This window comes from Pseudomonas sp. CCNWLW23 (assembly GCF_037095675.1).
GTDB lineage: Bacteria > Pseudomonadota > Gammaproteobacteria > Pseudomonadales > Pseudomonadaceae > Aquipseudomonas > Aquipseudomonas atacamensis.
In genome coordinates, this window is sequence record NZ_JBAWKM010000015.1 from 57,728 (window position 1) to 70,474 (window position 12,747).

At 60.5% G+C, this 12,747-nt stretch carries 12 protein-coding genes; 6 read left to right on the top strand and 6 right to left on the bottom strand.

What is annotated here, in order from left to right; all coding sequences use genetic code 11:
- Positions 1 to 10 precede the first annotated feature (10 nt).
- From nuoI to nuoN, 6 genes are read left to right on the top strand one after another with little or no spacing between them, the layout of a single operon-like run.
- Positions 11 to 559, top strand: a complete 549-nt coding sequence (nuoI, locus tag V8J63_RS18905) for an NADH-quinone oxidoreductase subunit NuoI (protein WP_016775283.1) — start codon at positions 11 to 13, stop codon at positions 557 to 559.
- Positions 560 to 568: 9 nt separating this feature from the next.
- Positions 569 to 1,069 (top strand): NADH-quinone oxidoreductase subunit J, encoded by a 501-nt coding sequence (nuoJ, locus tag V8J63_RS18910; RefSeq protein ID WP_007951462.1) that lies wholly within the window; start codon positions 569 to 571, stop codon positions 1,067 to 1,069.
- A 3-nt stretch (positions 1,070 to 1,072) separates the two neighbouring features.
- Entirely contained in the window at positions 1,073 to 1,381 is a 309-nt protein-coding gene (nuoK, locus tag V8J63_RS18915; RefSeq protein ID WP_003180046.1) for an NADH-quinone oxidoreductase subunit NuoK, read from the top strand.
- Positions 1,378 to 3,231, top strand: a complete 1,854-nt coding sequence (gene nuoL, locus V8J63_RS18920) for an NADH-quinone oxidoreductase subunit L (protein ID WP_336464483.1) — start codon at positions 1,378 to 1,380, stop codon at positions 3,229 to 3,231. Before nuoK ends, nuoL begins: the two co-directional genes overlap by 4 nt.
- 39 nt (positions 3,232 to 3,270) lie before the next feature.
- Positions 3,271 to 4,803: an NADH-quinone oxidoreductase subunit M gene (nuoM, locus tag V8J63_RS18925; protein ID WP_123442121.1), complete on the top strand. Its 1,533-nt coding sequence runs from the start codon at positions 3,271 to 3,273 to the stop codon at positions 4,801 to 4,803.
- A 7-nt stretch (positions 4,804 to 4,810) separates the two neighbouring features.
- Positions 4,811 to 6,274, top strand: a complete 1,464-nt coding sequence (gene nuoN / locus V8J63_RS18930; protein WP_024013420.1) for an NADH-quinone oxidoreductase subunit NuoN — start codon at positions 4,811 to 4,813, stop codon at positions 6,272 to 6,274.
- A gap of 383 nt (positions 6,275 to 6,657) precedes the next feature.
- On the opposite strand, the gene V8J63_RS18935 is transcribed toward nuoN, so the two are convergent.
- From V8J63_RS18935 to V8J63_RS18960, 6 genes are read right to left on the bottom strand one after another with little or no spacing between them, the layout of a single operon-like run.
- The gene (locus tag V8J63_RS18935) at positions 6,658 to 8,400 is read right to left on the bottom strand and encodes an ABC transporter substrate-binding protein (RefSeq protein WP_016775286.1); all 1,743 of its coding nucleotides are present in this window, start codon (positions 8,398 to 8,400) and stop codon (positions 6,658 to 6,660) included.
- A gap of 47 nt (positions 8,401 to 8,447) precedes the next feature.
- Positions 8,448 to 8,720 carry a DUF2160 domain-containing protein gene (locus V8J63_RS18940; protein WP_038861868.1) on the bottom strand — a complete coding sequence of 91 codons (273 nt, stop codon included), beginning with the start codon at positions 8,718 to 8,720 and terminating at the stop codon, positions 8,448 to 8,450.
- Between the two features lie 10 nt (positions 8,721 to 8,730).
- Positions 8,731 to 9,531, bottom strand: coding sequence for a carbohydrate ABC transporter permease (locus V8J63_RS18945; protein WP_024013421.1), 801 nt, complete (start codon positions 9,529 to 9,531; stop codon positions 8,731 to 8,733).
- Positions 9,532 to 9,540: 9 nt separating this feature from the next.
- Complete coding sequence (locus tag V8J63_RS18950; protein ID WP_130903154.1) at positions 9,541 to 10,407, bottom strand: carbohydrate ABC transporter permease; 867 nt, start codon at positions 10,405 to 10,407, stop codon at positions 9,541 to 9,543.
- Positions 10,404 to 11,516: an ABC transporter ATP-binding protein gene (locus V8J63_RS18955; RefSeq protein ID WP_336464484.1), complete on the bottom strand. Its 1,113-nt coding sequence runs from the start codon at positions 11,514 to 11,516 to the stop codon at positions 10,404 to 10,406. The genes V8J63_RS18950 and V8J63_RS18955 overlap by 4 nt, the downstream gene beginning before the upstream one ends.
- The gene (locus tag V8J63_RS18960) at positions 11,516 to 12,610 is read right to left on the bottom strand and encodes an ABC transporter ATP-binding protein (RefSeq protein ID WP_016775291.1); all 1,095 of its coding nucleotides are present in this window, start codon (positions 12,608 to 12,610) and stop codon (positions 11,516 to 11,518) included. The genes V8J63_RS18955 and V8J63_RS18960 overlap by 1 nt, the downstream gene beginning before the upstream one ends.
- Positions 12,611 to 12,747: the final 137 nt, after the last annotated feature.

Consider the following 12,747-nt stretch of genomic DNA (forward strand, 5'->3'; position numbering starts at 1 on the left):
GATTTGACCCATGTTCAAATATATTGGCGACATCGTTAAGGGTACCGGTACCCAGTTGCGCAGCCTGGTCATGGTCTTCGGCCATGGCTTTCGCAAGCGCGACACCCTGCAATACCCCGAGGAGCAGGTCTACCTGCCGCCGCGCTATCGTGGCCGCATCGTCCTGACCCGCGACCCCGATGGCGAAGAACGCTGCGTAGCCTGCAACCTGTGCGCCGTGGCCTGCCCGGTGGGTTGCATCTCGCTGCAGAAAGCTGAAACCGAAGACGGTCGCTGGTACCCGGACTTCTTCCGGATCAACTTCTCGCGCTGCATTTTCTGCGGTCTCTGCGAGGAAGCCTGCCCGACCACCGCGATCCAGCTGACCCCGGATTTCGAGATGGCCGAGTTCAAACGTCAGGACCTGGTGTACGAGAAAGAAGATCTTTTGATCTCCGGCCCCGGCAAAAACCCTGATTACAACTTCTATCGTGTTGCAGGTATGGCAATCGCTGGCAAGCCGAAAGGCGCTGCGCAGAACGAAGCCGAACCGATCAACGTGAAGAGCTTGCTGCCTTAAGGAAGAACGATGGAATTCGCTTTCTATTTCGCATCGGGTATTGCTGTGGTGTCCACGCTGCGTGTGGTCACCAACACCAACCCCGTGCACGCCCTGCTCTACCTGATCATCTCGTTGATCGCCGTGGCCATGACTTTTTTCGCCCTCGGCGCGCCGTTCGCCGGTGTGCTGGAAGTGATCGCCTACGCCGGCGCCATCATGGTGCTGTTCGTGTTCGTGGTGATGATGCTCAACCTGGGTCCCGCCTCGGTGCAGCAGGAACGCACCTGGCTAAAGCCCGGCATCTGGGCCGGACCGGTGATTCTTGCCGCGCTGCTGCTGGCCGAACTGCTGTATGTGCTGTTCGCTCACCAGAGCGGCCAGGCCATCGGCCACACCACCGTAGATGCGAAAGCCGTGGGCATCAGCCTGTTCGGCCCGTATCTGCTGGTGGTCGAACTCGCCTCGATGCTGCTGCTCGCCGCAGCCGTCACGGCGTTCCATTTGGGCCGTAACGAGGCGAAGGAGTAAGACATGCCTGCTATCCCTCTCGAACATGGACTGGCCGTCGCCGGCATCCTGTTCTGCCTTGGTCTGGTCGGCCTGATGGTCCGCCGCAACATTTTGTTCGTGTTGATGAGTCTGGAAGTGATGATGAACGCCTCTGCCCTGGCCTTCATCGTCGCGGGCGCCCGCTGGGCGCAGCCGGATGGACAGATCATGTTCATCCTGGTGATCAGCCTTGCCGCAGCCGAGGCCAGTATTGGCCTGGCGATCCTGCTGCAACTGTATCGCCGCTTCCACACGCTCGATATCGACGCTGCCAGTGAGATGCGCGGATGAACCTACTCTTTCTGACTTTCGTATTCCCTCTGATCGGGTTCCTGTTGCTGTCGTTCTCGCGCGGCCGCTTCTCGGAAAACCTCTCGGCGCTGATCGGTGTCGGTTCGATCGGCCTGTCGGCTATCGTCACCGCTTACGTGATCTGGCAATTCAACGTCGCACCTCCGGAGGGTGGCGTGTACACCCAGGTGCTGTGGCGCTGGATGTCGGTGGAAGGTTTCCAGCCGAACTTCGCGCTGTACCTGGATGGCCTGTCGGTGACCATGCTCGGTGTGGTCGTCGGCGTCGGCTTCCTGATCCACCTGTTCGCGTCCTGGTACATGCGTGGCGAAGACGGTTACTCGCGCTTCTTCTCGTACACCAACCTGTTCATCGCCAGCATGCTGTTCCTGATCCTCGGCGATAACCTGCTGTTCATCTACTTCGGCTGGGAAGGCGTGGGCCTGTGCTCGTACCTGTTGATCGGTTTCTACTACAGCAACCGCAACAACGGTAACGCCGCACTCAAAGCGTTCATCGTCACCCGCATCGGCGACGTGTTCATGGCCATCGGCCTGTTCATCCTGTTCCAGCAACTGGGCACGCTGAACGTCCAGGAACTGCTGGTACGTGCGCCGGAGCACTTCAAGGTCGGCGACTTCTGGATCGTTCTGGCAACCCTGATGCTGCTCGGTGGTGCTGTCGGTAAATCGGCGCAACTGCCGCTGCAAACCTGGCTCGCGGATGCGATGGCCGGCCCTACCCCGGTTTCGGCACTGATCCACGCCGCGACCATGGTCACCGCCGGTGTCTACCTGATCGCCCGTACCCACGGTCTGTTTGCGCTGGCGCCGGACATCCTGCACCTCGTAGGCATCGTCGGTGGCGTGACCCTGGTACTGGCCGGTTTCGCCGCGCTGGTACAGACCGACATCAAACGTATCCTCGCCTACTCGACCATGAGCCAGATCGGCTACATGTTCCTGGCGCTGGGCGTTGGCGCATGGGAAGGCGCGATCTTCCACCTGATGACCCACGCCTTCTTCAAGGCCCTGCTGTTTCTTGCGTCCGGTGCGGTGATCGTTGCCTGCCACCACGAGCAGAACATTTTCAAGATGGGCGGTCTGTGGAAGAAACTGCCACTGGCCTACGCCAGCTTCATCGTCGGTGGTGCCGCGCTGGCCGCTCTGCCACTGGTTACCGCAGGCTTCTACTCCAAGGACGAAATCCTCTGGGAAGCGTTCGCCAGCGGTAACCAGGGTCTGCTTTACGCAGGTCTGGTCGGTGCGTTCATGACGTCGCTGTACACCTTCCGCCTGATCTTCATCGCGTTCCACGGTGAAGCCAAGGCCGAAGCCCACGCCGGCCACGGCATTGCCCACTGGCTGCCTCTGTCGGTACTGATCGTGCTGTCGACTTTCGTCGGCGCGATGATCGTGCCACCGCTGCACGGCGTACTGCCGCAAAGCGTTGGCCATGCCGGTGGCGAAGCCAAGCACAGTCTGGAAATCGCCTCGGGCGCCATCGCCCTGGCCGGTATCCTGCTGGCAGCGCTGCTGTTCCTTGGCAAGCGTCGCTTCGTCACGGCAATTGCCAACAGCGGCATCGGCCGTTTCCTTTCGGCCTGGTGGTTCGCTGCCTGGGGCTTCGACTGGATCTACGACAAACTGTTCGTCAAGCCGTACCTTGCGATCAGCCATGTACTGCGCAAAGACCCGCTCGACCAGACCATCGGTCTGATCCCGCGTATGGCCAAGGGTGGTCACACTGCCCTGAGCCGCACCGAGACCGGTCAACTGCGTTGGTACGCCGCCTCGATGGCTGCTGGTGCCGTGCTGGTGATCGGCGCCATCGTGCTGGTAGCGGTCTGATATGAACCTTGCGAATTTGCGAAAGGAAACGAGCCCGTCATGATTCTGCCTTGGCTAATCCTGATCCCCTTCATCGGCGGCCTGCTGTGCTGGATGGGTGAGCGCTTCGGCGCTACCCTCCCGCGCTGGATTGCGCTGTTGACCATGACCCTGGAACTCGCGCTCGGCCTCTGGCTGTGGGCCCACGGTGACTATTCATTCGCACCGGCGCCAGGCGCCGACCCGACCTGGGCGCTTGAGTTCAAGCATGTCTGGATCCAGCGTTTCGGCATCAACGTGCACCTGGCCCTCGACGGCCTGTCGCTGTTGATGATCCTGCTGACCGGCCTGCTGGGTATCCTCTCGGTACTCTGCTCGTGGAAAGAGATTCAACGTCACGTTGGCTTCTTCCACCTCAACCTGATGTGGATCCTGGGCGGTGTGGTCGGCGTGTTCCTCGCCCTCGACCTGTTCATGTTCTTCTTCTTCTGGGAAATGATGCTGGTGCCGATGTACTTCCTCATCGCGCTCTGGGGTCACAGTTCTTCGGACGGCAAGAAAACCCGGATCTACGCAGCGACCAAGTTCTTCATCTTCACTCAGGCGTCCGGCCTGATCATGCTGGTGGCGATCCTCGGTCTGGTGCTGGTCAACTTCAACAATACCGGCGTGATCACCTTCAACTACGCCGACCTGTTGAAAACCAAGATGTCGATGACCACCGAGTACATTCTGATGCTCGGCTTCTTCATCGCTTTCGCGGTCAAGCTGCCCGTCGTACCGTTCCACTCCTGGCTGCCTGACGCTCACGCCCAGGCACCGACTGCCGGTTCCGTCGACCTCGCCGGTATCCTGCTGAAAACTGCGGCCTACGGTCTGCTGCGTTTCGCCCTGCCGCTGTTCCCGAACGCTTCGGCGGAGTTCGCGCCGATCGCCATGAGCCTCGGTCTGATCGGGATCTTCTACGGCGCGTTCCTCGCGTTCGCACAAACCGACATCAAGCGTCTGATTGCCTTCTCTTCCGTTTCCCACATGGGCTTCGTGTTGATCGGCATCTACTCCGGCAGCCAACTGGCGCTGCAAGGTGCAGTGATCCAGATGCTGGCGCACGGTCTGTCGGCAGCGGCGCTGTTTATCCTCAGCGGTCAGTTGTACGAGCGTCTGCACACTCGTGACATGCGTGAGATGGGCGGTCTGTGGTCGCGTATCGCTTACCTGCCGGCGATCAGCCTGTTCTTCGCTGCGGCGTCGCTGGGCTTGCCGGGCACCGGTAACTTTGTCGGCGAATTCCTGATCCTGATCGGCTCCTTCGCCAGCGCTCCATGGGTCACGGCGATTGCCACGTCCGGTCTGGTGTTCGGTTCGGTCTACTCGCTGATCATGATCCACCGTGCCTACTTCGGCCCGTCGAAATCCGACGCGGTGCTGCACGGCATGGATGCGCGCGAACTGATCATGGTGCTCGGTCTGGCGGTATTGCTGATTTACCTCGGCGTCTACCCGCAACCGTTCCTCGACACCTCTGCCGCCACCATGCATGGCGTGCAGCAGTGGCTCGGCACCGCCTTCTCTCAACTCGCTTCGGCCCGGTAAGAGCGCTATGGAATTCACGATTCAACACTTTATTGCGCTTGCGCCACTGTTGATCACCAGCCTCACCATTATCGTGGTGATGCTGGCAATCGCCTGGCGCCGCAACCACTCGCAGACCTTCCTGATTTCGGTGGCGGGTCTGAACCTGGCCCTGCTGTCGATCCTGCCTGCGTTGAAAGTCGCGCCTCTGGCCGTGACCCCATTGCTGCAAATCGATGCCTTCGCCTGCCTGTACATGGCGATGATCCTGGTCGCCACCCTCGCCTGCGTCACCCTCGCCCACGCTTATCTGGGTGATGGCGGTTCGGGCTACCCGGGCAACCGCGAAGAACTGTACCTGCTGATCCTGATGGCCGCCGCCGGTGGTCTGGTTCTGGTCAGTGCGCAGCACCTGGCCGGTTTGTTCATCGGTCTGGAACTGCTCTCGGTACCGGTCTACGGTCTGGTGGCTTACGCCTTCTTCAACAAGCGTTCGCTGGAAGCCGGCATCAAGTACATGGTGCTGTCGGCCGCCGGTTCTGCGTTCCTGCTGTTCGGTATGGCGCTGCTCTACGCCGACGCCGGTTCGCTGAGCTTCGTCGGCATTGGTCAGGCCCTGGCCGCGACCGGCCTGCCAAGCCCGCTGGCGCAACTGGGCCTGGGCATGATGCTCATCGGTCTGGCGTTCAAGCTGTCGCTAGTACCGTTCCACCTGTGGACGCCGGACGTCTACGAAGGTGCTCCGGCACCGGTGGCGGCGTTCCTCGCTACCGCTTCGAAGGTCGCAGTGTTTGCGGTGATGGTGCGTCTGTTCCAGCTCTCCCCTGCCGCCAGCAGTGGCGTGCTGAGCGATGTGCTGAGCGTGATCGCGGTCGCCTCGATCCTGTTCGGTAACCTGCTGGCCCTGACCCAGAGCAACCTCAAGCGTCTGCTCGGTTACTCGTCGATTGCGCACTTCGGCTATCTGCTGATCGCGCTGGTGGCGAGCAAGGGTCTGGCGGTGGAAGCCATCGGCGTCTATCTGGTGACTTATGTCATCACCAGCCTCGGCGCGTTCGGCGTGATCACCCTGATGTCGTCGCCGTACAACGGCCGCGACGCCGACGCCCTGTACGAGTACCGCGGCCTGTTCTGGCGCCGTCCGTACCTGACCGCCGTGCTGACCGTGATGATGCTGTCCCTGGCCGGCATCCCGCTGACCGCCGGCTTCATCGGCAAGTTCTACATCATCGCCAGCGGCGTCGAAACGCGTCAGTGGTGGCTGGTCGGCGCACTGGTACTGGGCAGCGCCATCGGCGTCTTCTACTACCTGCGCGTGATGGTCACCCTGTACCTGATCGAGCCTAACCTGCGTCGCCACGACGCCCAGCTGCACTGGGAACAGAAGGCAGGCGGCGTGATGCTGCTGGCCATCGCCCTGGTCGCATTTTTCCTGGGCGTGTACCCGCAGCCATTGCTGGTGCTGGTACAGCAGGCGGGTCTGGCGGGCTGATTGCTCGGCTGATCTGGCTGGAATGGAAACGGCACCTTCGGGTGCCGTTTTTTGTTTGTAGCAGAAGTCGATATCGCCGGCGTTTGTGCAAGCGTCATCGCGGGCAAGCCCGCTCCCACAGGTGTGTGTGTCGCTCATAGCATCCGGGTGCATCGCACACCCAGCAGGAGTGAACCTGCTCGCGATGGCGTCCTACAAGTCGACGGATATGCTAACCGACCCTCCGCTTTCGCGAGCAGGCTCGCTCCCACAGGGATCTCGGGTGCCACCAATTTTGAGTAGCACCGCTCCAATGTGGGAGTGAGCCTGCTCGCGAAAGCGGCAGATCCGGCAGCAAAAAAAACGGCACCTTCCGGTGCCGTTCGCTTCTCACATTTCCAACATCATTTGCGCGCATCCGCCCAGGATTTCAGCAGTTCGCTATAGCTCACGGTTTCACCCTTCGGCTTCTCGTTGGCCAGTTTCGGCTTCGGTGCGCCCGGCTGATCAAACCAGTATTGCGCATCGCGTTCCGGGTTCATTTTCGGTGCGCAAGTGGCCTGGGCCTTGGAGCGTTCGAGGCGTTCCATGATGCGGTCCTGATCCTTGGCCAGGCCATCGAGCGCTTGTTGCGGTGTTTTCTCGCCGCTGGCGGCTTCGGCGATATGGCTCCACCACAGCTGAGCGAGACGCGGGTAGTCCGGCACGTTGGTACCGGTCGGCGACCATTGCACGCGGGCCGGGCTGCGATAGAACTCGACCAGACCACCGAGTTTCGGCGCCAGATCGGTCATGGCCTGCGAGTTGATGTCCGACTCGCGAATAGGTGTCAGACCGACGATGGTTTTCTTCAGCGAAACAGTTTTCGACGTGACGAACTGCGCGTACAGCCACGCCGCGAGTTTCTGTTTCTCAGGCGTGGATTTCATGAACGTCCACGACCCCACATCCTGATAGCCAAGCTTCATGCCCTCTTCCCAATACGGGCCTTTAGGCGACGGCGCCATGCGCCATTTCGGCGTGCCGTCGGCGTTGACCACCGGCAGGCCGGGTTTGGTCATGTCGGCGGTGAACGCGGTGTACCAAAAGATCTGCTGGGCGATGTTGCCCTGCGACGGCACCGGGCCGGACTCGGAGAAAGTCATGCCGGCCGCTTCCGGTGGCGCATATTTCTTCAGCCAGTCGACGTATTTGGTGGTGGCAAACACCGCCGCCGGGCCGTTGGTGTCGCCGCCGCGGGTCACACTGGAGCCGACCGGATGACAGTCTTCGACGCGGATGCCCCACTCGTCCACCGGCAAGCCGTTGGGCAGTCCCTTGTCGCCGCCGCCGGCCATGGAGAACCAGGCGTCGGTGAAACGCCAGCCCAGCGACGGGTCTTTTTTGCCGTAATCCATGTGGCCGTAGACGCGTTTGCCGTCGATTTCCTTCACGTCTTCGCTGAAGAATTTGGCGATGTCTTCATAGGCCGACCAGTTCACTGGCACGCCTAATTCGTAGCCGTATTTTTCCTTGAACTTGGCTTTCAGATCGGCGCGTTCGAACCAGTCGGCGCGGAACCAGTACAGGTTGGCGAACTGCTGGTCGGGCAGTTGATAGATCTTGCCGTCGGGCGCGGTGGTGAAGGAGATGCCGATGAAGTCCTTGATGTCGAGGGTCGGCGAAGTGAAGTTCTTGCCTTCGTTGGCCATCAGGTCGGTGATCGATTCGGTCTTGCCGTAGCGAAAGTGCGTGCCGATCAGGTCGGAGTCGTTGACCCAGCCGTCATAGATGTTCTTGTCCGACTGCATCACCGTCTGCATCTTCTCGACCACGTCGCCTTCCTGCAGCAGGTCGTGGGTGAGTTTGATCCCGGTGATTTCGCTGAAGGCCTTGGCCAGCACCTTGGACTCGTATTCGTGAGTGGTCAGGGTTTCGGAAACGACCTTGATGTCCATGCCGCGAAACGGCTCGGCGGCCTTGATGAACCACTTCAGTTCTTCGAGCTGCTGTTCGGCCGTCAGGGTCGAGGGCTTGAACTCGCTGCCGATCCATTTTTTTGCAGCATCTTCGTAGGCGTCGGCCCAGGCAGATGCGCTCAGACCGCTGAGTGCCAGCATGGCTGCCAATGAAATGCTATGTCGCAGCTTATTGTTTTTATCGAACATAGAGACCTCCTGTTTAAGTTGTGGAGCCGCGTTGCCGAACGATTCGACTAGCCCCAACGCATCACAGCCAACAGCCACACCAGGGACAACGCGGACGCCACCCAGATGCTCCAGTCGGTGACGCCGATTACCAGCAAATGCAGGTAGGCGCTGCCGAGAAGACCGATAAACAAGCGATCGCCACGGGTGGTGGCAATCGGCAGAAACCCGCGCCGCAGAATGCTCGGCGAGCGCAATTCCCAGGTGGTCATGCCCACCAGAATCAGACCGATGCCGATGAAGAACGCGGCGGTCGGTGTCGTCCAGCTCATCCATTCCATCATCAGCTCCTCAGACTCGACCGAGGGCAAAGCCCTTGGCCACGTGGTTGCGTACAAACCAGATCACCAGCATGCCCGGCAGGATGGTCAACACCCCCGCCGCTGCCAGCACGCCCCAATCGATCCCCGACGCCGACACCGTGCGCGTCATCACCGCCGCAATCGGCTTGGCGTTGACCGAGGTCAGCGTGCGCGCCAGCAGCAGCTCGACCCAGGAAAACATGAAGCAGAAAAACGCCGTGACGCCGATACCGGAACCGATCAACGGGATGAAAATCTTCACGAAGAACTTGGGGAAACTGTAGCCGTCGATGTAGGCCGTTTCGTCGATCTCCTTGGGCACGCCGGACATGAAACCTTCGAGAATCCACACCGCCAGCGGCACGTTGAACAGGCAGTGCGCCAAAGCCACGGCGATATGCGTGTCGAAAAGGCCGATCGACGAATACAACTGGAAGAACGGCAGCAAGAACACCGCCGGCGGCGCCATGCGATTGGTCAGCAGCCAGAAGAACAAGTGTTTGTCGCCGAGGAAACGATAGCGTGAGAACGCATAGGCCGCCGGTAACGCGACGCTCAGGGAAATCACCGTGTTGAGGCTGACGTAATACAGCGAGTTCAAGTAGCCGGTGTACCAGCTCGGATCAGTGAAGATCACCTTGTAGTTCGCCAGCGTGAAGTCCTGTGGGAAAAGCGTCAGGCCGCCGAGGATTTCGGTGTTGCTCTTGAACGACATGTTCAGCAGCCAGTAGATCGGCACCAGCAGGAACAGGATGTAGACCAGCAACGGAATAAGCTTTTTCTTGCTCATGGCCGGGCCTCAGCGGTTGGCGTCGGAGTGCGTCATGGCGGTATAGAACAGCCAGGACACCAACAGGATGATCAGGAAGTACACAAGCGAAAACGCCGCTGCCGGACCGAGGTCGAATTGCCCTACAGCCATCTGCGTCAACGTCTGACTCAAGAAGGTCGTGGCATTGCCCGGCCCGCCGCCGGTGAGCACGAAAGGCTCGGTGTAGATCATGAAACTGTCCATGAAACGCAGCATCACCGCGATCAGCAGTACGCTTTTCAGTTTGGGCAATTGAATGTGGCGGAACACTGCCCAGGCCGAGGCGCGATCGATCCGCGCCGCTTGGTAATAGACGTCGGGAATCGCCCGCAGGCCGGAGAAACACAACAGCGCGACCAGAGAAGTCCAATGCCAGACGTCCATCACCAGCACCGTCACCCAGGCGTCCATGGTGTTGGCCGCGTAGTTGTAGCTGATTCCTATCGCGTTGAGGCTGGAACCGAGCAGGCCGATGTCGGCGCGGCCGAAGATCTGCCAGATGGTGCCGACCACGTTCCACGGAATCAGCAGCGGTATCGCCAGAATGATCAGCACCACCGAGGACCAGCGGCCCTTGGTCGGCATGGTCAGCGCGACGGCGATGCCCAGCGGGATTTCAATCAGCAGCACGCACGCCGAATAGATGAACTGGCGCAGCAGCGAGTCGTGCAGACGCGGATCGAGCAGCACTTGCTTGTACCAATCGGCACCGACGAAGTAGCGGCTGGACTGGTCGAAGATGTCCTGCACCGAATAGTTGACCACGGTCATCATCGGGATCACCGCACTGAACGCCACCAGCAGGAACACCGGCAACACCAGCCACCAGGCCTTGTTGTTCTGCACCTTGTTCATGGCTGCACCTCCTCGTCGCTGGCTTCCAGGAGAAATTCGTCGGCATAGACCATCAGCCATTGCGCCGGGAAACTGATGTAAGCCGTGCCTTGAGGCACCGGTTTGTCTTCAGCCAGGCGCACCTTCAACGGCGCGCCGTCGAGGTTGAGCGTCATGATCTTGTAGGTGCCGAGGTCTTCGACGTGTACGACTTTGGTCTGCATCGCGTCGTCAAACGGCTCGTCCCACACATGAATGAATTCGGGGCGGATGCCGACCTTGAGATTTTTCCACTGGCCGTGCTCGATATGGCGCTGCAAGGCGTCGGACAGCGGCAGGTGCGTCGAGGCGAAACCGACACCACCGGGCTGCGGCTGCACCTCGATCAGATTCATCCCCGGGCTGCCAATGAAATAGCCGACAAAGGTGTGGCTCGGCCGCTCGAACAATTCCCGTGGCGTGCCGAACTGGACGATCTGGCCGCCGTACATCACCGCAATCTTGTCGGCGAAGGTCGAGGCTTCGAGCTGATCGTGGGTGACGTAGACCATGGTGATGTTGAACTGCTCATGGATCTGCTTGAGCTTGCGCCGCAGTTTCCACTTCAAGTGCGGGTCGATCACCGTCAGCGGCTCATCGAAGAGGATCGCCGAGACGTCGTCGCGCACCAGGCCACGGCCCATGGAGACTTTCTGTTTTTCGTCGGCGGTGAGATTGCGCGCCTTCTTGCTCAGCAGATTCTGCAGGTCGAGCACCTCGGCAATTTCCTGCACTTTGCTGTGCACTTTCGCCTCGGCCATGCCCTGATTTCGCAGCGGGAAAGCGAGGTTGTCGAACACGGTCATGGTGTCGTAGACCACCGGAAACTGGAAAACCTGGGCGATGTTGCGCTTCTCCGGCGTCAGGTCATTGACCGCTTTGCCGTCAAACAACACATGGCCCTGGGACGGGCTGAGCAGGCCGGAAATGATGTTGAGCAAGGTCGACTTGCCGCAACCGGACGGGCCGAGCAAGGCGTAGGCGCCACCCTGCTCCCAGACGTGATCCATCTCGCGGATCGCATAATCCTCGGCGCCGCTCGGGGTTTTGCTGTAGCTGTGGGCGAGGTGCTGCAAACGGATTTCGGCCATCAGGCAACCCTCGCGACACGCCGGCCCGGTGCTTGCACCAGACGGCCCTGCGCATCAAAAACGAACAGTTTGTGGGTCGGGATATAGATGCGGATCGGCGCATCGACGTCGTATTCGTGAACCCCCGGCAAGTGCAGCACCAGCAGGAAATGCTCGTTGCGCACATGCAGGAAGGTTTCCGAACCGCTGATTTCGGCGACCTCGACGGTCACCGCCAGTTCGAGGTCGTCATCGTTGCTCGGCACCAGCGATATATGACTTGGGCGCACGCCGAAGCGGAACTCGCCCTCGCCTACCGGGCGCAGATCGACGTTCAGCGGAAAGTGTACGAAGTTGGCGAAGCTGACTTCGTTGCCGGCAATGCGTCCCGGCATCAGGTTTATCGGCGGCTCGGAGAACAGTTCAGCAGCGAGCACCGACTGCGGTTGGTGGTAGACCTCGGTCGACGGCCCGCTCTGGATCACCCGGCCTTCGTGCAGGATGGTGGTGGTGCCGCCGAGGGCCAGCGCTTCGTTGGGTTCGGTGGTGGCGTAGATGGCGATGGTGTGGCGGGCCTTGAACAGCTCGCGCATTTCCTGACGCAGCTCTTCGCGCAGCTTGTAGTCGAGGTTGACCAGCGGCTCGTCGAAGAGGATCAGCTCAGCATCCTTGACCAGCGCGCGGGCCATGGCCGTGCGCTGTTGCTGCCCACCGGAGAGCTCCAGCGGATAGCGCTGCAAGAACTTCTCGATGCGCAGCATGCGTGCGGTTTCCTGCACCTTGCTGTGGATGATCTCTTTCGAGATGCCGGCCTGACGCAGTGGCGAGGCGATGTTCTCGAACACGGTCATGGTCGGGTAATTGATGAACTGCTGATAGACCATCGACACGTTGCGCAGCCGCACCGGGCGCTGGGTGACGTCGACGCCGTTCATCAGCACGCGGCCGCTGTCGGGCTTGTCGAGGCCGGCCATCAGACGCATGAGGCTGGTCTTGCCGGACAGCGTGCGCCCGAGCAGAACGTTGAAGGATCCGGGTTCGAATTTCAGGCACGCATCGTCGATCCAGATCTGGCCCTCGACGGTACGGCTGACGTGCTCCAGGGTGAGTGACATGGCTCGGCCTTTGTTATTTTTGGAGTCAAGCGACCGCAGCAACAGAGCGACATTCGTGCCAGAAATGGCAAGTGCTTGATTTATCTTGAGAAGCAGTGTTTACGGGGGCAAGCGGCGTTCACAGCTGAACACTTTTG

Coding starts and splice junctions, on each gene's coding strand:
- nuoI (WP_016775283.1), top strand. CDS start 11: ATGTTCAAATATATTGGCGACATCGTTAAGGGTACCGGTACCCAGTTG.
- nuoJ (WP_007951462.1), top strand. CDS start 569: ATGGAATTCGCTTTCTATTTCGCATCGGGTATTGCTGTGGTGTCCACG.
- nuoK (WP_003180046.1), top strand. CDS start 1,073: ATGCCTGCTATCCCTCTCGAACATGGACTGGCCGTCGCCGGCATCCTG.
- nuoL (WP_336464483.1), top strand. CDS start 1,378: ATGAACCTACTCTTTCTGACTTTCGTATTCCCTCTGATCGGGTTCCTG.
- nuoM (WP_123442121.1), top strand. CDS start 3,271: ATGATTCTGCCTTGGCTAATCCTGATCCCCTTCATCGGCGGCCTGCTG.
- nuoN (WP_024013420.1), top strand. CDS start 4,811: ATGGAATTCACGATTCAACACTTTATTGCGCTTGCGCCACTGTTGATC.
- V8J63_RS18935 (WP_016775286.1), bottom strand. CDS start 8,400: ATGTTCGATAAAAACAATAAGCTGCGACATAGCATTTCATTGGCAGCC.
- V8J63_RS18940 (WP_038861868.1), bottom strand. CDS start 8,720: ATGGAATGGATGAGCTGGACGACACCGACCGCCGCGTTCTTCATCGGC.
- V8J63_RS18945 (WP_024013421.1), bottom strand. CDS start 9,531: ATGAGCAAGAAAAAGCTTATTCCGTTGCTGGTCTACATCCTGTTCCTG.
- V8J63_RS18950 (WP_130903154.1), bottom strand. CDS start 10,407: ATGAACAAGGTGCAGAACAACAAGGCCTGGTGGCTGGTGTTGCCGGTG.
- V8J63_RS18955 (WP_336464484.1), bottom strand. CDS start 11,516: ATGGCCGAAATCCGTTTGCAGCACCTCGCCCACAGCTACAGCAAAACC.
- V8J63_RS18960 (WP_016775291.1), bottom strand. CDS start 12,610: ATGTCACTCACCCTGGAGCACGTCAGCCGTACCGTCGAGGGCCAGATC.